Origin of the sequence: Micromonospora sp. NPDC005291, from assembly GCF_040607415.1 — a bacterium.
Taxonomy (GTDB): Bacteria; Actinomycetota; Actinomycetes; order Mycobacteriales; family Micromonosporaceae; genus Micromonospora.
This window is the reverse complement of record NZ_JBEXGR010000002.1, coordinates 203,045-219,971: the sequence shown is the minus strand read 5'-3', so window position 1 is coordinate 219,971 and position 16,927 is coordinate 203,045. Positions and strand designations below refer to the sequence as shown.

Genomic DNA, 16,927 nt, shown 5'->3' with positions numbered 1-16,927 from the left:
ACTTACTGACTGCTATGCGGTATCGGCATAATGCGACCCTCAGAGTTCCCTCAGGCAGCCGGAACAGCACCTGAACGGGCCATACAAGCAACCGGCACGGGTCTTCCGCAGAATTCCGGGCATTGCGTTTCGCCTGCCCGATCGGAGCTGAGATCCGATGACCGAACAGACCGTCGCCCCTGGCCTTGTCGCCTTTTGGCAACGACAAATGGACGCCCTTCCGGAGCCGCCGGACCTGTCCTTCCCACCGGCGGCCGATGGTGTCACCGCGGCCGATGCCGTCACGACCCTGCCGGGCGGCTCAGCTGAGGCGCTCGTTGCCGCGCTGGCTGGTCTGTTCGGGTTGCTGCACCGCTGGACCGGGGGTCGCGACCTGGTCGCCGAGACGCCGGCCGGCCGGTCCGGTTCGGGACGCTGGCTGCCCGTGCGGGTCCGAGTGCCCGAGGATCCCACCTGGACGGAACTGCGGGATCTGGTCCGGACGGCGCTGCGGGACGTGCGGACACACGAGGCGGGGCTGCCTGCGACGGTTCCGGAGCACCGCCCGGTGGTGTCGGTGGCCGTTGGTTCGCTGCCGCCGGGGCACCGGGGCGTGCTGCGGCTGCTGATCGACGACACCGACGGACTGCCGGCGGCCACCGTGAGTCATCCGAGCGCCGCGCTGGTCGGGGCCGCACTGGCTGTGCTGCTCGGCCGGGCGCAGGAGCGGCCGGAGGCCCGCCTGTCCGATCTGCCGCTGCTCGACCCGGCGACCGAACGGCGGGTGGTGGCCGAGTGGAACGCCACCGACACCGGCTACCCACGTGACCGGTCGGTGCCCGAGTTGTTCGCGCAGTGGGCCCGGCAGACGCCGGACGCGCCAGCGTTGCGCCATGACGACGAGATTCTCAGCTACCGGGAGCTGGACCGGCGCGCCAACCACCTGGCGGGGCATCTGCGCCGGCTGGGGATCGGCGCCGAGGCGTTGGTCGGGATCTGTCTCACCGACACGACTGGTTGGGCGATCGCCGCCCTGGCCACACTCAAGGCGGGCGCCGCGTACCTGCCACTGGACCCCGGTTACCCACCGGAACGGCTGGCGTTGACGTGCCGCGACGCCGCACCGGGAGCGATCCTGCACACCGCCGCGCTCGCCGACCGGCTCCCGGACGACGGTACGCCCCGGATCGTCCTGGACCAGCTGCCGGCCGACCATGGCCCGGCGGACCCGCCGGCGGTGACCATCCACCCCGATCAGCTCGCGTACGTCATGTACACCTCCGGCTCCACCGGCCGACCCAAGGGCACCGGGGTCAGCCACCGCAACATCGTCCGACTGGTCCGCGACACCGACTTCGTCGACGTACGCCCCGACGACGTGATGGGGCAGGCCGCCACGATGTCCTTCGACGCGGCCACCCTTGAGGTGTGGGGGGCGCTGCTCAACGGTGCCTGCCTGGCTGGCCTGGACATCAACGACGTGATCGTGCCGGACCGGCTGCGGGACCGACTGCGCGCCACCGGCGTGACGATGATGTTCCTGGCCACCTCCGTGGCCCGGCAGTTGGCGACGGAGGCCCCGGACGCCCTGGCCGGGTTGCGGTACCTGACCTTCGGCGGTGAGCAGGCCGACCGGGTGGCGGTGGACCGGCTCCGGACGGCCTGCCCCGGCACCATCCTGGTCAACGGGTACGGCCCGACCGAGGGCACCACCTACACCACGACGTACGACTGCGCCCTGCTCACCGCCTCCGACCTGGTGGTTCCGATTGGCGGCCCGGTCGCCAACACCCGGGTGTACGTGCTGGACCGGTTCCTCCAGCCGGTGCCGCCCGGTGTGCTCGGTGAGCTGTTCATCGGCGGGGACGGAGTGGCTCGTGGTTACCTCGGCCGCCCGGACGCGACGGCCGACCGGTTCGTGCCCGACCCGTTCGGGCCGCGCGCCGGGGGCCGGCTGTACCGAACGGGCGACCTGGTCCGGCAGCGTGCCGACGGGCTGATCGAGTTCGTTGGACGGTTGGACCACCAGGTCAAGATCCGTGGTTACCGGGTGGAACCGGGCGAGGTGACCGAGGTGCTGCGCGGCAGTGGACTGCTGCGGGACGTCATCGTGTGTGCCGACCGTGATGCGGCGGGCGACACCCGGCTGGTCGCGTACGTGGTGCCCGCCGCCGGTGTGCGCGTCGAGATGGTCCGGGAACGGGCCCGGGAACAGCTGCCCGATCACCTGGTGCCGGCCGTGTTCGTGGCGTTGCCCCGGCTGCCGCTCAACCGCAACGGCAAAGTGGACACCTCGGCGCTGCCCGCACCCGACACGACCCTGGCAGGCGACGAGGACACCGGCCCGCGTACCCCGACCGAGCGGGCCGTGGCCGAGATCTGGCGAGACGTGCTCGGTGTGCCGGTGCGTGGACGCGACGACGACTTCTTCGACCTCGGTGGCCGCTCGTTGAAGGCGAGCCGGGTGCGGTCCAGGCTCTCCGCGGCGATCGGCGCGGAGGTGCCACTGCGACTGATCTTCGACCATCCGACCGTCGCGGGGCTGGCCGCTGCGGCCGACGCGATCACCGGGGTCCGCGAGGCGGCGGTCCAGCCCTCCGGGCAGGTCGGGGTGGTCCCGCCGGACGCGCCACCACCCGCCGATCTCGCCGGCCTGCTCGACCAGTACGAGCACGGGAGCGCGCGATGACCGGTGCCCTCACACCGACAGGACTGCGGCAGCGGGTGGACGCGCTGCCTCCCGAGCGGCGGCGGGATTTCCTCGCCGCGGTCCGTGCCGACGGCGACCGGTACGGGATTCATCCGCTCACCGCCGCCCAGGAGTGGATGCTGCTGCTGGCGCAGCTCCGCCCGGACAGCCCGGCCTACCACGTGCCGTACCGGGTGGACCTGCGCGGTGACCTGGACGTGCCGGCGCTGCGTGGCGCGCTCGACCTGGTGGTGGCGCGGCACGAGGCGTTGCGGACGGTGTTCGTGCCCCTGGACGGGCAGCCGTACCAACTGATCCTGCCGCCGACCGGCCTGCCGCTGGAGGTGCGGGACGTCGTACCGGAGCAGATCGACGAGTACGCCGCCGCGGAGGCGGTCCGCCCGTTCGACCTGGCCCGGGGGCCGCTGCTGCGCGCCACCCTGTGCCGCACCGGCCCCGCTGACTGGTCGCTGCTGCTCTCCCTGCACCACGTGGTCTGCGACGGCTGGAGCATGGGCCTGCTGTTCGAGGAGCTGTCTGCGGCGTACGCGGCGGCGCGGGCGGGACGCGTCCCGGAGCTGCCGACGGTGCCGCGTGACGTGCCGGCCGCGTTGGCCCAGGACCGGATGCTCGGCCCGGTCGAGCTGGACCGGCGGTTGGGCTGGTGGCGCGACGCCCTCGCGGGGGCGCCACCGGGACTGGACCTGCCCACCGACCGGCCCCGGCCGGCGGATCTGGAGGACGCCGGTCACGAGATCGAGTTCTCCTGGCCGCCCGAGCTGGCCGAACGGGTCGCCGAGGCGGGTCGACGCACCGGCGCCACCCCGTACATGATCTTCGCGGCGGCCTGGGCGGCGCTGCTGCACCGGCACAGCCATCAGCCGGACCTGCTGATCGCCACCCCGGTGGCGAACCGGCAGACCCTCGACAGCGAGACGGCCGTGGGGTTCTTCGTCAACACCCTGGTGCTGCGCAGCCGGGTCGACGGCGAGCTGACCTTCGCCGCGCTGCTGGACCAGCTGCGGGACGCGGCGCTGACCGCGCTCACCGACCCGGTGCCGTTCGACGCGCTGGTGCAGGAGGTCCGCCCCGCCCGGGATCCCGGCCGCCACCCCCTCGCCCAGGTGATGTTCGCCGTCGAAGACGGCTGGGAGCAGCACCTGACCCTGCCCGGGGTCACCGTGTTGTCCAGCGGTGAGACGCACACCGGCACCTCCATGTTCGACCTGACGCTGACCGTCATTCCGTACGAGGGTCGGATCGACGGGCGGATCGAGTACCGGACCCGGCTCTTCGACGAGACCACCGCTCGGGCGCTCGCCGACCAGCTCGCCACCCTGCTCACCGCCGCCCTCGCCGCACCGGACACCCCCGTGAGTGGGTTGCCGTTGCTCGACCCGGACGCCGCTCGGGACCTGGTCGACCGCTGGGCCGCCACCGCCACCGGGTCGACGGAACAGCCGATCCTTCCCGAGCTGGTGGCCCGGCAGGCCGTCGCGACCCCCGACGCGATCGCCGTGGCGTACCGCGAGCAGACGCTGACCTACCGGGAGTTGGACGTGCGGGCGGGCCGGTTGGCCCGGACCCTGGTGGTCCGGGGTGTACGGGCCGAGACCACCGTCGGGGTCTGCCTGCCCGTCAGCCCCGACTGGGTGGTCGCCGTCCTCGCCGTGTTCCGGGCCGGCGCGGTCTACCTGCCCCTGGACCCGCAGTTGCCGGCGGCCCGGCTGTCCTACCTGCTCACCGACTCCGACGCCGCGCTGGTGATCACCGGAGCCGACGCGGAGCTGGCGCTGCCCGAAAGCGACGTGCCGCTGCTGCGGCTCGATGAGCCGCCGCCGTCCGCCGTCGGCCCGCTGCCGGCGACCGTCCACCCGGACGCCGCCGCCTACCTGATCTACACGTCCGGCTCGACCGGGCTGCCCAAGGGCGTCGTCGGCACCCATCGTGGGCTGCGCAACCTCGCCGAGGCGCAGGCCCGCCTGGTCGGCGTCCGCGCCGACGACCGGGTCCTCCAGTTTCACTCGATCAGCTTCGACGTGTCGTTGTCCGACCTGGTCACCGCTCTGACCGTGGGCGCGACGCTGCGCCTGCTCGGCGCGGACGAGCGCACCCCCGGCCCCGACCTGGCCGCCGCACTCGTCCGGCACGGCATCACCGTGGCTGACCTGCCCCCGGTGGTGCTCGACGCCCTGGACCCGGCCGCGGCGCCCGGGTTGCGGGTGCTCACCGTCGGCGGCGAACCCTGCGCCCCGGACGTCGCCGCCGCCTGGTCGCGCGACCGGCTCCTGATCAACGGGTACGGCCCGACCGAGGCCACCGTGACCGCCACCGCCGCCCGCTGCGCCCCGGACGGCACCGACCTGCCCATCGGCCGGCCACTGGCCGGGGTACGCGCCTACGTGCTCGACGCCGAGCTGCGGCCGGTGCCGCCCGGGGTGCCCGGCGAGCTGCACCTCGGCGGCGCCGGGGTGGCCCGTGGCTACCACGGCGACCCGGCCCTCACCGCGCGGCAGTTCCTGCCCGACCCGTACGCCCCAACGGCGGGGGAGCGGATGTACGCCACCGGGGACCTGGTCCGCTGGCGTGCCGACGGGCAACTGGTCTTCGTGGGCCGGGCCGACAACCAAGTCAAGATCAATGGGTATCGGATCGAGCTGGGCGAGGTGGAGGCCCGGCTTCGTCAATGCCCCGGTGTGCGTCGGGCCGCCGCCGTGGTGCGCACCGATTCGCCCGGCGGTCGGCGGCTGGTCGGCTACCTCGTCGGCGACGGACTGAAGGTGGACGAGCTGCGCCAGGACCTGCTCAGGCACCTGCCCCGATATCTGGTGCCGACGGCCTTCGTGGTGGTGCCCGACCTGCCCGTGACGGCCAGCGGCAAGCTCGACCCGTCCCGGCTGCCCGCCCCCACCGTGGCCCGCGCCGACGTCGGTGCCGCGTACGTCGCGCCGAGCGGGGAGGTCGAGCGGGTCGTCGCCGAGGTCTGGCGGGACGTGCTCGGGCTCGCCGACGTCGGCGTGCACGACAACTTCTTCGACCTGGGCGGCACGTCACTGCTGCTGGCCAGGGCGCAGGCCCGGCTCACGGAACGGCTCGGTCGCCCGGTGCCCGCCGTCGAGCTGTTCCGTTACCCGACCATCGCCCTGCTGGCCCGGTTCCTCGACGGCGCGGGACCACCGACGGCCGTACCGACCGGGGACGGCGGTCGGCGCAGGGACGCACGCAAGCAGGCGCTGGCCGACCGGGCCCGACGGACTCGCCCGGTGCCAGCAGGGGAGGGACGACCATGACCAACCAGGAGACCGGGCTGGAGATCGCCATCGTCGGGATGGCCGGCCGATTTCCCGGCGCCAGCGACGTCGACGAGCTGTGGCGGCGGGTCCTCGCCGGCGACGAGACCATCACCCGGTTCACCGACACGGAGCTGACCGCCGCCGGGGTGACCGAGGACGAGCGGCGACACCCCGACCACGTGCCGGCGCACGGCGCTCTGCCGGACATCGACCGGTTCGACGCCGGCTTCTTCGGCTACTCGCCCCGCGACGCCCGGCTGCTCGACCCGCAACAACGTCTCTTCCTGGAGTGCGCCTGGGCCGCGCTGGAGCGCGCCGGTCACCTCACCGGTGACCCGGACCGACTGGTCGGTGTGTACGCCGCCGCCGCGGCCAGCGGCTATCTGCTGCACCACCTGTTCCGTAATCCGCACCTCGACTCGGTCTCCGAGTACGAGCTGATGCTCGCCAACGACAAGGACTCGCTGCCCACCCGGGTGGCGTACCACCTGGACCTGCGCGGACCCGCCGTGGCGGTGCAGACGGCCTGCTCGTCCTCGCTGGTGGCGGTGCACCTCGCCGCGCAGTCGCTGCTCGCCCGGGAGTGCGACGTCGCGCTCGCCGGCGGCGCGCACCTGCTGCTGCCCACCGGCACCGGCTACCGCCATGAGGTCGGCGGCATCATGTCCCGCGACGGGCACTGTCGCCCCTTCGACGTCCGGGCCAGCGGGACCGTCGGCGGCGACGGCGTCGCCCTGGTGGTGCTGCGTCGGCTCGTGGACGCCCGCCGCGACGGCGACACCGTGTACGCGGTGATCCGCGGTTCGGCGATCAACAACGACGGCCGGGTGAAGGTCGGCTTCACCGCGCCCGGAGTGGACGGTCAGGTCGCGGTGATCCGGGCCGCCCAGGAGATGGCCGAGGTCGACCCGGCGACCATCGGCTACGTCGAGGCGCACGGCACCGGCACCGAGCTGGGTGACCAGATCGAGCTGCGGGCCCTCGCCGAGGCGTTCCGGGGCGCCGACGACGGCCGCTGCGCGCTCGGCTCGGTCAAGTCGATCCTCGGGCACCTCGACGTCGCGGCCGGGGTGACCGGCCTGATCAAGGCGGCGCTGGCGCTGCACCACCGCGTCGTGCCGCCCAGCCCGTACTGCACCGAGCCGCACCCCGAGCTGGCCGGCGGCGGCCCCTTCCGGGTGCCCACCGCCGCACAGCCGTGGCCCGACCTCGGTACGCCGCCCCGCGCCGCGGTCAGCTCCTTCGGCATCGGCGGCACCAACGCCCACGTGGTGCTCCAGGCCGCCGACCCGGCAGCCCCGAGCACCGGTGACCGGAACCGCCCACCCGCCGAGCCGGCCGCCGCGACCTTGACCGAGGTGGGCGGACAGTCCGCCCAGCTGCTGGTGCTCACCGCCCGGGACGCCGACGCGCTCGACCGGGCTCGCGCCCAGCTCGGTGCCCACCTGGCCGCGCACCCCGACGTCTCGTTGGCCGACGTCGCGTACACCCTGCGCAGCACCCGACGGGAGTTTGCCCACCGGCTGGTAACCGTCGCCGACACCGGCACGGTCGCCGCCGCGCAGCTCGCCGACCGTGACTCGGCGCTGGTCCGCACCGGCGTCACCACCGGTGCGCCGGGGGGAGTGGCGCTGCTCTTCCCCGGGCAGGGCGCGCAGTACGCCGGGATGGGCCGCACCCTGTACCGCACCGAACCGGTGTACCGGGCCGCCTTCGACCGCTGCGCCGACCTGCTCCGCCCGCATCTCGACGTGGACCTGCGCGCGCTGCTCTGCCCGCCCGGCGAGGCGGTCCCCGCCGTGCCCGAGCTGGACGAGACCCGGCTCACCCAGCCGGCCCTCTTCGCCGTCGAGTACGCCCTCGCCGAGCTGCTGCGTCACCACGGCGTACGCCCGGCGGCCCTGGCGGGGCACAGCCTCGGTGAGTACGTCGCCGCCTGCCTGGCCGGCGTTTTCACCCTCCAGGACGCGCTCGCCACCGTCGCCGTACGTGGCCGGCTCATGCAGACCCAGGCGCCCGGGTCGATGCTCTCGGTGGGCCTCCCCGCCGACGAGGTCGCGCCACTGCTGCCCGCCGGGGTGGAGGTGGCCGCCGCCAACGCGCCCCGGCTCACCACCGTCTCCGGTGAGACGGCCGCCGTCGTCGTTCTCGCCGCCGAGCTGCGTGACCGTGGGGTGGCCTGTCGGGAGGTACGCACCTCGCACGCGTTCCACTCGGCGATGATGGAACCGGCGCTCGCCGGTTTCGCCGCGCACCTGCGCGAGGTGCCGCTGCGCCCGCCCACCCTGCCCGTGGTGTCGAACGTGACGGGTGGCTGGCTCACCGACGACGAGGCCACCGACCCCGACTACTGGGTGCGGCAGCTGCGCCGCCCGGTCAACTTCACCGCCGGCGCCGATCTGCTGCTGCACCAGCGGTTCGCGTTGCTGGAGGTCGGCCCCGGCCGCACCCTGGCCACCCTCGCCCGCCAACACGAGGCGGCACGCGGCGTCCCGGTGTTGACGACCCTGCCCGTCGACCGCACGCCGGCCGGCGAGGACGCGGCGGTCGCCCTGGCGGTCGGCCGGCTCTGGCTGGCCGGGGTGCCGGTGCGCTGGCCCGACGGCCGGGACGACGGACGACGACGGGTGCCCCTGCCCACGTACCCGTTCGCCCGCCAGCGGCACTGGGTCGAGCGGTACCGGCCGGAGCGGCCGAGCCCGGTCCACCCCGACGACATCGCACCGGACCAGACCCCGGCGTCCTCGGCGTTGGCGGCCCCGCCGGGTCAGACGGCGGACGAGCCGTACGAGGTGGTGCGGCGGATCTGGGTGGACCTGCTCGGCGTGGACGAGATCGGCCCGCACGACGACTTCTTCGAGCTCGGCGGGCACTCGCTGCTCGGCACCCGGGTGGTGGCCCGGCTGCGGGACGCGCTCGGCGTCGATCTGCCGCCGGCCGCGATCTTCGAGTCACCCACGCCCACCGCGCTGGCCCGTACCGTCGCCGCGCTGGCCCGACCGGCTGCCGCCGTACCCCCGGGGGATGCCCCGCCCACGGACGCCGACCTGACCGACCTGCTCGCGGAGATCCGGGCGTTGTCTCCGGAGAGTCTCGCCCGCGAGCTGCACCTGGCCCGACACGAGGAAGGAAACCGTGATGGCTGACGAGCACCGCGTTCTGGTCAACGACGAGGAGCAGTACGCCCTCTGGCCCCGCCACAAGGAGGTTCCGGACGGCTGGCGGGACGCCGGCTGCGCCGGCAGCCACCAGGAGTGCCTGGACTTCGTGGCGCGGACCTGGACCGACATGCGCCCCCGCAGCGTCCGTGAACACCTGACGGCCGAGGCCACCCGGCTGGGCGGCCCCAGATGACGTTCGGCATCCGGCTCGGGTTGAGGTGATGTGGCTGGAGAGCGTTATACCTGTAAGTCATATCTATGACTCACAGGTATAACCGCCTACAGCAAGGCTGCCCGGCGATTCGGATCGTCGGTGCTGCCTGACCGGCCGCTGCGCAAGGTGCTGTCGCGGCTGGGCCAGGGGCTCGTCAAAATCACGAGTTGCTGGGTCGCCCGGGTCATGGCGACGTAGCGGTCGACCGCCCCTTCGATGCCCGTGCCGAACGCTTCCGGGTCGATGAGCACGACCAGGTCGAACTCGAGCCCCTTGGCCTGCTCCGGGCTCAGCGACCGGACGCGGGACGTCGGCGGGAACGTCGGGTCGCCGATCACACAGGCGATCCCGTCGGCGTGCGCCGCGAGCCAGGTGTCGAGGATCGAGCTCAGATCAGAGGCCGATCCGTGGACGACGGGAAGCCCGTTGCGGCGGATGGAGGTCGGCACGTTGGCGTCCGGGAGCACGGCCCGGATGACCGGCTCGGCTTCCACCATGACCTCTTCCGGCGTCCGGTAGTTGATGCTCAGGGAGGCCAGGGTGATGTGGTCGAGCCCGACCCGATCGAGGCGTTCCTGCCACGACTCGGTGAACCCATGCCGGGCCTGCGCGCGGTCACCGACGATCGTGAAGCTCCGGGACGGGCATCGCGCCAGCAACATCTGCCACTGGGCGTCGGTCAACTCCTGCGCCTCGTCCACGACGATGTGCGCGAACGGGCCGGCGAGCAGGTCCGGGTCGGCGACGCGCACTGCGGACTCGTCGACCAGGACGTCGCGCAGGTCCTGTTGGCGCAGCATCGTCAGCAGACCCTCACCGTCGTCATAGGCGTCGGCCGCCAGCAGTTCGTCGACGACTCTGTCCATGTGCTCCCGTTCCATGGCGGCAGCGGGGTCAGACCGGCGCTTGCGTCCCGACCCTTCCGGGTCGCCGAGCCGCTGCCGTGCCGCGTCCAGGAGAGGTAGATCGGACACGGTCCAGGCCTGGGCGTCGTCGCGCTGCAGCTTCCGGACCTCCTCGGGGCTGAGCCAGGGAGCACACTTGCGCAGGTACGCGGGCACGGACCACAGGTCTCCGACGAGGTCGGCCGCGTCGAGCAACGGCCAGGCGCGGTTGAAGGTCGTGCGCAGCTCCCTGTCGCGCAGCAGCGACGCGCGGAGCAGGTCATCCGGCCCATCACCGTCGTACCTGTCCGTGAGGATCGTGAGCAACTCCTCCCAGATCTCGTCACGCGCCTCGTTGTGCGGGGTGCCGGGCCCCGGCGCCTGGAACGCGTCGGCCCAGTCGTCGGCGCTCAGCGGGATGTCGGCCTCGTCGGTCGCGATCGTCATTGGTGTGACCGGCGGGTCCTCGTAGAAGCTCACGGCCGCCTCGATCGCCTGGACCAGGGCCGCGGAGGACTTCAGCCGGGCCACGTCCGGGTCGGTTTCGATGGTTGCCGCCGTGCCCTCTTTGACGAGGTCCCGCAGGGTGCAGGTCTGTACGTCCTCCTCTCCGAGGCTGGGAAGGACGTCGGCGACGTAGGCCAGGTAGGGCTGGTGCGGCCCGACGAAGAGCACGCCACCACGGCGCTGGCCGAGGCGAGGGTCGGAGTAGAGCAGGTAGGCGGTGCGGTGCAGGGCGACGACGGTCTTCCCCGTGCCCGGACCGCCGTCGACGACGAGTGCGCCGGCCGATCCCGCGCGGATGATGGCGTCCTGGTCGGCCTGGATCGTGCTGAGCACGTCACGCATCCGGGTCGACCGGGCGCTGCCCAGGCTGGCGATGAAGGCGGACTGGTCGTCGAGCGCGACGGCGTGCCCCACGAACCCGTCGGGGGTGAACACCTCGTCCCAGTAGTCGCTGATCCGGCCACGGGTCCAGCGATACCGGCGACGGCTCGCGAGACCGCGGTCAGCCGGCGGACCTCCTCGTCCCGGTCCACCGCCTGCCGGCCTCTGCCGGCGGGTGCCCTGCGCTCTGCGTCGAGGCGCTCGGACAGGTCGGCGTGCGACTGCGCGAGGCTCTCCGCCATGGCCGCGAAGTGCTGCTCGTCGCGGCTGATCAGCGCCGGGTCAGCCTTGGGGGAGAGGTGACCGGGGAGGTCGAACACGGAGGTAGGCAAGGAATGCAATTCATGACTTCCATTTCGGCAGATTCAGGCCTCGGCCGACGATTTTGCGCCACGACCCGGGTCTTGCCGCAAGCCCCCCAGTGCGCTATAAGTTAGAAGTGGCGGGAGACCGAGTGTCTCCCGTTTTCCGTGTTCAGGGCAGTTCGTCGGCCAGTTTGGCCGGCGCCTCCAACGCCGCCTTCACCGCCTGGAGGAAGGCGACCGCCTCCCGGCCGTTGACCACCCGGTGGTCGTAGACGGCGCTGAGGTTGACGAAGCGGCGGGTGACCACCTGACCGGCCGCGTCCAGGGCCAACTCGTCCTGGGTGCCGCCGATCGCCACGACGCAGGTCTGGCCAGGGAAGACGATCGGCCCGGCGAGCACCACGTCCGGGTCGGTGTGCAGGGAGACGACGATGGTGCCGCCGGCCAGTTCGCCGGCCCGAAAGCCCGCACTGCCGGCCCGGGAACGGAAGTCCATCAGTGTCTCGGCGATCTCCGCGCAGGTCAGCTCCTCCACGTCGCGGACCACCGGGATGAACAGCCCCGTACCGACGTCGATGGTGACGCCGACGTGGGCCGCCTCCGCCAGCCGTACGCTGCTGCCGTCGCCGGGTGCGGCGAAGAGCAACGGGTGGTCCTCGCGCAACCCGCCGATCGCCTTGACCAGCAGCTCCGGCAGGCCGACCAGGGTGCGGGTGGTGCGGGTGAGCTGCCGGGCGACCGCGAGGGCGGCGTCGGCGCGGACCTTGATGACGGCGAGTGCCGCCGGCACCTCCCGGTGTGACTCGGTGACCACCGCGGCCACCGCCCGCTGGGCGCGGGAGAGCGTGTGCACCGGGCGCGGGTCGTCCGGCTCCGGGCCGTCGCCGGCCGCGAGCGCGGCGGCCGCGGCCACCACCACCGGCTCGGTCGCCACCGTGGGTGCCGCCGACCGGTCGGCCAGCAGACGTTCCACATCGGTACGCCGCACCACCGCCTTGCCGAGGGTCCGCAGCTCGGCGTCGTCGAGCCCGTGCGCGGTGGCCAACTCGCGGGCCGAGTCGGTGAGCACCGGCCCGCCGGGGTGAGCGTCGGGCACCGGTACGACGGCAGCGGCGACCGCCTCGGCGAGGAAGCTCTGCCGGGCCTGCTCACTGTCGAAGACGTGACCGATGACGTCGCCGGGGGCGCATTCCTGGTTGACCGTGGTCAGTCGGTGCAGCACGCCGGTGCCGTCGCTGAGCAGCTCCTCGGCAGCCTTGGAGGTTTCCACCTCGGCGATCGGGTCACCAGCCCGGACCTGCTCGCCGTCCTCGGCCAGCCAGTCGATGAGCACGTACGTCGTGTCGTTGTTGTTGAGCTTGGGGACGACCAGGTCAGTTGCCACTGACGACCTCCTTCACGGCCCGGCGGATGTCGGCGTCCTGCACCAGCACGGTGCGTTCGAGATGCGCGGCGGTCGGGATGACGCTGTCCGCGGAATGCACCAGCCGCACCGGTGCCCGCAGGGCGCCCCAGAGCCGCTGGTGCACGACGTGTGCCAGCTCGGCACCCCAGGTGCCGCCGGCGGTGCTCTCCTCGGCCACCACCACCCGGCCGGCCCGCGCGATCGGCGGCAGCAGAGTGTCCGTGTCCAGGGGCCAGAGCCGGGACGGCACCAGTACCTGGCAGACGATGTCGTCGCGCAGCAGCAGCTCCCGGGCCACCGACACGGCCCGCGAGGCCAACCCGCCCGGTACGACCAGCACGCAGTCGGCCTGCCCCGGGTCGTCCACCCAGACCCGGGCCACGTCGGCGTCCGGGCCGACCATGTCGTAGCGGAACAGCTCGTCCACCACGCCGTCGGCGTACATGCGGGTGGTGTAGAGGACCTTGTCCTCGAAGAGCAGCCCCGGCCGGCCGGCGGCGAGCATGCCGGCGAGTACCGTCCGATTGTCGTGGAACGGCGACACCTCGTGCAGGCTCAGGCCGGGGATACCGACGAAATGCTTCTGTGGGCTCTGACTGTGCGTCGGGCCGTACCCCCGGTTGCCGCCGGTGGGGCAGCGCACCACCAGCCGCATCGGCACCTGCCGGCCGTACATGGCGGTGGACTTGCTGGCGAAGTTGAGGATCTGGTCGAACGCCAGGGCCACGAAGTCACTGAACATGATCTCGACGATCGCGCTCTGCCCCGCCAGAGCCAGCCCACCGGCCACACCGACGATGCCTCCCTCGCTCAGCGGGGTGGACAGCACCCGGTCCGGCCAGCGCGTCGACAGCCCTCGGGTCACCTTGAACGCCCCGCCGTACGGGTCGACCACGTCCTCCCCGAGCAGGGTCAACCCGGCATCGTCGGCCAGCAACGCGTGCAACGCCTGGTTGAGGTTCTCCACCACCCGCTCAGCCACGATCCGCCTCCGCCCAACGACTCGCCGGTCGGCCGGCGACCTCCCGGACCACCTGTGCCACGTACGTCCGCTGCCGTTCGTCGTGCGCGCCGAACTGCTCCGGGTACGCCTGCGCGTAGCGGGCGTACCAGTCGTGCGCTGTCGCGTGCGCCAGCTCCTCCGGGCGGCGACTGTCGTCACCCTTGCTGTGCGGCCCCACCCGATGGGTGAGCAGCTCCACCACGTACGGCGTGGACCGTTCGCGGACCCGGCGCAGCACCGGCGCCAGCGCGGCCCGGACCACGACGGTGTCGGTGGAGGTGACCTCAACGTGGTCCACCCCGAACGCGCGGGCCCGGCCGCCGATGCTGCCGGCGAGCTGCGCGACGGTCGGCGTGGACTGGGCGATGCCGTTGTTCTCCACCACCAGCAGCAGGGGCAGCCCCCACAGCGCCGCCATGTTCAGCGCCTCGTAGACCGCGCCCTCACCCCAGGTGCCGTCGCCCAGGTAGACCAGCGCCAGCCGGCCCGGCTCGGCACGCTTGAGGTGCAGCGCCACCCCGGCGGCCACCGGCGCGCTCTCGCCCTGCACCCCGGTCGACAGGTAACGGTCGCGCAGGATGTGCTGGCTGCCGCCGACCCCGTGGCAGACCGCGCCCTCGCGCCCCATCACCTCGGCGAGCAGCCCGTGCGGGTCGTTGAACCGGGCCAGGTAGTGGCCGTGGCCCCGGTGGTTGCTGAACACGAAATCGCCGTCGGTGAGCAGCGGACGCAGCGCGACCGGCACGTACTCCTGGCCGAGGCAGGTGTGCGTGGTGCCGTGCAGCTCGCCCCGGCCGAACATGTCCAGCAGCGCCAGCTCGAAGTGCCGGATCAGCAGCAGCAGGTCCAGGTCGGCGTCGGCGAGCCGGGTCGGGACGGTCGGCGGCGCCTCGGTGCGGGTGGCGGTCATCGCGGTGCCCCGTCCAGCTCGCCGGCGATCAGGTCGACCAGCTCACCGACGGCGGTCACCGCCAGGTACGCCCGCAGGTCCAGTCGGACGCCGAGGTCGTCCTCCAGCGCGGCGAGCAGCCGCAGCGCCTCCAGGCTGGTCCAGTTGGTCAGTGCCGCGAACCGGACGTCGGGCGAGAGCCGCTCGGCCGGTACGTCGGCGACCTGTTCGATGAGGTCCGCGACGGTGGTGAACAGATCAGGCACGGACGTCTCCCTCCTCCAGGGCGATCCACGCCGGCAGGAGCCGGGGCGGTGGGTGCAGCGGCAGCACGTGCCGGATGGTGCCGTCCTCTTCAGACGCCACGGTGAAACCGGCGGTGGGCCACACGGCCCCGCCGGGCTTGTTGCGGGCGGTGGGCCGGAACAGCGCCTCCAGCCGGGTCGCGCCGGCCGAGCGGGCCAGCTCCGCCACCCGGTGCAGCGCGGCCTGTTCGACGCCACGGGAGAAGACCCGGCAGCTGAGCACGAAGTTCTCGATCACCCAGGCCTCCGGGTCGTCCCGGTCGAGCCACAGGCCGCCCACCAGCCCTTCGGCACCGAACCGGTCGGTGACCTCGACGGTGAGCACCAGGTGGCCGGGGGAGTCGGCGCGTTGCCGGGTCTGCGCCTCGGTGTGTGCCCGTTCGGTCATGGTGAACTGGTTGGTACGCAACCCGAGCTGCGCGACCCGGGGCAGGCTGAGGGCGTCCACCGGGCGGACGGCGACCCGCAGCTTCAGCTCGTGCAGGTAGTCCGCCGCGGAGTCGAAGGTGGCGGCGAAGCGTTCCCGGCCGCTGCGGGTTCGATACAACTCGGTGCGCTCGCGGTCGGTGGCGCCGATGGCCAGCACGGTGAAGTGCCCCTCGGTGAGCAGCCTGCTGGAGAACCCGGCTGGGTCGCCGGCCAGCTCCACGACCCGCACGGCCGGCAACTCGCGGCGCACCAGCTCACACTCGAACGGGCTGTCGTCGGCGAACACCACGGCGTCCAGGCCGAGGTTGAGGGTGGTGGCGAGCTGGCGCAGGTTGTCGTCCTTGCGCCCCCAGTTGACTGCCTGTGCGACGAAGTCGTCGGACCGCAGCAGCAGATCGGGGTGCTGCGCCAACGCCTCGGTCACCAGATCGGGGTCGTTCTTGCTGCACACCGCCAGCAGCACACCCTGTCGGCGCAGGGCCAGGGCGCGCCGCTGCACGTCCCGGTGGCAGTTGCCGGGATAGTCGGTGCCGAGCTGGATGCCGGCCAGCCCGTCATCGCCGAGCACCCCCGCCCAGAGCGTGTTGTCCAGGTCGAGCGCGAGCACCTTCGCCGTCCGGCCGAGGACTGCCCGGCAGAAGGCGGCGGCCTCGTGGGCGTACCGGCGTTCCACGGTGGGTGTCCAGGCCATGCTGGCGAACCGGTACAGGCGCTCGTCGCGCACCGGGCCGTCGTGGTCCACGAGCAGCGTCTCCAGGTCAAGGGTGTACGTCGTGTCCCGCTCGCCCAGCTCCAGCAGTTGCCCGTTCAGCTCCCGCCAGAGCCGGCCCAGCTCGGCCCGGCCACGGAAGCTGACCAGACTGCGGTGCTCCAGTGGGGACAACGGCACGGTGTGCAGCAGCAGGGCGCCCTCGCTGCGGGCGGCGTACCCACGGACGGCCGCCCCGAGCACTCCCGCCCGCTCGCCCAGCACGTCGGCGAGACCGGCGAGGTCGCCCGGGTCCCACTCGGGGGGTAGGAACCAGCCGTCGTGCAGCAGACAGAGCGTGACGTCGGGCCGGAACTCGGCCAGCGCGGAGCGCGGGTCACTGAGGTCGAGCACGAGTTGGTCGAAGCCGGAGACGTGGATCTCGGCGGTGATTCCGATCCGCAGCAACGCCACCCGCAGCAGCGGCTCGACCGTGCCCGGGGTGAACGTGCCGGTGACCGCGACCCGCAGCGGACGGAGTGGGAAGTCCGGGCTGGCCAGCTTCTCGGCGGGCACGTCGGCGAGCAGCCGACCGGCGGAGGCGACGGCGGTGACCGCCGCGTCGTCCAGGTGGACCAGGCCGGGTGCCAGCTCCGGGTCTCCGGCCGCGTCGGGTCGGCGTAACCGACGGATCCGGAGGAGGACCTCCTCGACTCTCATGCGGTGTTCCTTCCTCTCCCGCCGGGCGGGGTCGTCGTCGACGGGCCGTTCGCGCTGCTCCCGTCGGATGTGTGC

The 16,927-nt window shown here is 72.9% G+C and carries 9 protein-coding genes and 1 pseudogene; 4 read left to right on the top strand and 6 right to left on the bottom strand.

All coding sequences use genetic code 11. The features are described from left to right. Window positions 1-208 precede the first annotated feature (208 nt). Genes ABZT18_RS03215 through ABZT18_RS03200 form a run of 4 tightly spaced genes read left to right on the top strand, consistent with a single transcriptional unit; the run spans window position 209 to window position 9,315 of the window. The gene (locus tag ABZT18_RS03215) at window positions 209-2,668 is read left to right on the top strand and encodes a non-ribosomal peptide synthetase (protein WP_354992136.1); all 2,460 of its coding nucleotides are present in this window, start codon (window positions 209-211) and stop codon (window positions 2,666-2,668) included. After that, on the top strand, window positions 2,665-5,958 hold the full coding sequence (locus ABZT18_RS03210; RefSeq protein ID WP_354992135.1) for an amino acid adenylation domain-containing protein: 3,294 nt from the start codon (window positions 2,665-2,667) through the stop codon (window positions 5,956-5,958). The genes ABZT18_RS03215 and ABZT18_RS03210 overlap by 4 nt, the downstream gene beginning before the upstream one ends. Next, complete coding sequence (locus ABZT18_RS03205; RefSeq protein WP_354992134.1) at window positions 5,955-9,107, top strand: beta-ketoacyl synthase N-terminal-like domain-containing protein; 3,153 nt, start codon at window positions 5,955-5,957, stop codon at window positions 9,105-9,107. Before ABZT18_RS03210 ends, ABZT18_RS03205 begins: the two co-directional genes overlap by 4 nt. Continuing rightward, window positions 9,100-9,315 (top strand): MbtH family NRPS accessory protein, encoded by a 216-nt coding sequence (locus tag ABZT18_RS03200; RefSeq protein WP_354992133.1) that lies wholly within the window; start codon window positions 9,100-9,102, stop codon window positions 9,313-9,315. Before ABZT18_RS03205 ends, ABZT18_RS03200 begins: the two co-directional genes overlap by 8 nt. A 170-nt stretch (window positions 9,316-9,485) precedes the next feature. On the opposite strand, the pseudogene helR reads toward ABZT18_RS03200, so the two are convergent. From helR to ABZT18_RS03170, 6 genes and pseudogenes are all read right to left on the bottom strand, one after another. Further along, window positions 9,486-11,440, bottom strand: a pseudogene (gene helR / locus ABZT18_RS03195) (RNA polymerase recycling motor ATPase HelR); the annotation flags it as partial. Window positions 11,441-11,582: 142 nt separating this feature from the next. Continuing rightward, window positions 11,583-12,797, bottom strand: coding sequence for a 2-oxo acid dehydrogenase subunit E2 (locus tag ABZT18_RS03190; RefSeq protein WP_354992132.1), 1,215 nt, complete (start codon window positions 12,795-12,797; stop codon window positions 11,583-11,585). Beyond that, window positions 12,787-13,800, bottom strand: coding sequence for a transketolase C-terminal domain-containing protein (locus ABZT18_RS03185; RefSeq protein WP_354992131.1), 1,014 nt, complete (start codon window positions 13,798-13,800; stop codon window positions 12,787-12,789). The genes ABZT18_RS03190 and ABZT18_RS03185 overlap by 11 nt, the downstream gene beginning before the upstream one ends. Then, window positions 13,793-14,731 (bottom strand): thiamine pyrophosphate-dependent dehydrogenase E1 component subunit alpha, encoded by a 939-nt coding sequence (locus ABZT18_RS03180; RefSeq protein WP_354992130.1) that lies wholly within the window; start codon window positions 14,729-14,731, stop codon window positions 13,793-13,795. The genes ABZT18_RS03185 and ABZT18_RS03180 overlap by 8 nt, the downstream gene beginning before the upstream one ends. Next, window positions 14,728-14,976: a phosphopantetheine-binding protein gene (locus tag ABZT18_RS03175; RefSeq protein WP_354992129.1), complete on the bottom strand. Its 249-nt coding sequence runs from the start codon at window positions 14,974-14,976 to the stop codon at window positions 14,728-14,730. The genes ABZT18_RS03180 and ABZT18_RS03175 overlap by 4 nt, the downstream gene beginning before the upstream one ends. Then, on the bottom strand, window positions 14,969-16,852 hold the full coding sequence (locus tag ABZT18_RS03170; RefSeq protein WP_354992128.1) for an HAD-IIIC family phosphatase: 1,884 nt from the start codon (window positions 16,850-16,852) through the stop codon (window positions 14,969-14,971). The genes ABZT18_RS03175 and ABZT18_RS03170 overlap by 8 nt, the downstream gene beginning before the upstream one ends. Window positions 16,853-16,927 lie beyond the last annotated feature (75 nt).

What these genes read in the sequence shown, in the direction of transcription:
- ABZT18_RS03215 (WP_354992136.1), top strand. Translation starts at nt 209, where the DNA reads ATGGACGCCCTTCCGGAGCCGCCGGACCTGTCCTTCCCACCGGCGGCC.
- ABZT18_RS03210 (WP_354992135.1), top strand. Translation starts at nt 2,665, where the DNA reads ATGACCGGTGCCCTCACACCGACAGGACTGCGGCAGCGGGTGGACGCG.
- ABZT18_RS03205 (WP_354992134.1), top strand. Translation starts at nt 5,955, where the DNA reads ATGACCAACCAGGAGACCGGGCTGGAGATCGCCATCGTCGGGATGGCC.
- ABZT18_RS03200 (WP_354992133.1), top strand. Translation starts at nt 9,100, where the DNA reads ATGGCTGACGAGCACCGCGTTCTGGTCAACGACGAGGAGCAGTACGCC.
- ABZT18_RS03180 (WP_354992130.1), bottom strand. Translation starts at nt 14,731, where the DNA reads ATGACCGCCACCCGCACCGAGGCGCCGCCGACCGTCCCGACCCGGCTC.
- ABZT18_RS03170 (WP_354992128.1), bottom strand. Translation starts at nt 16,852, where the DNA reads ATGAGAGTCGAGGAGGTCCTCCTCCGGATCCGTCGGTTACGCCGACCC.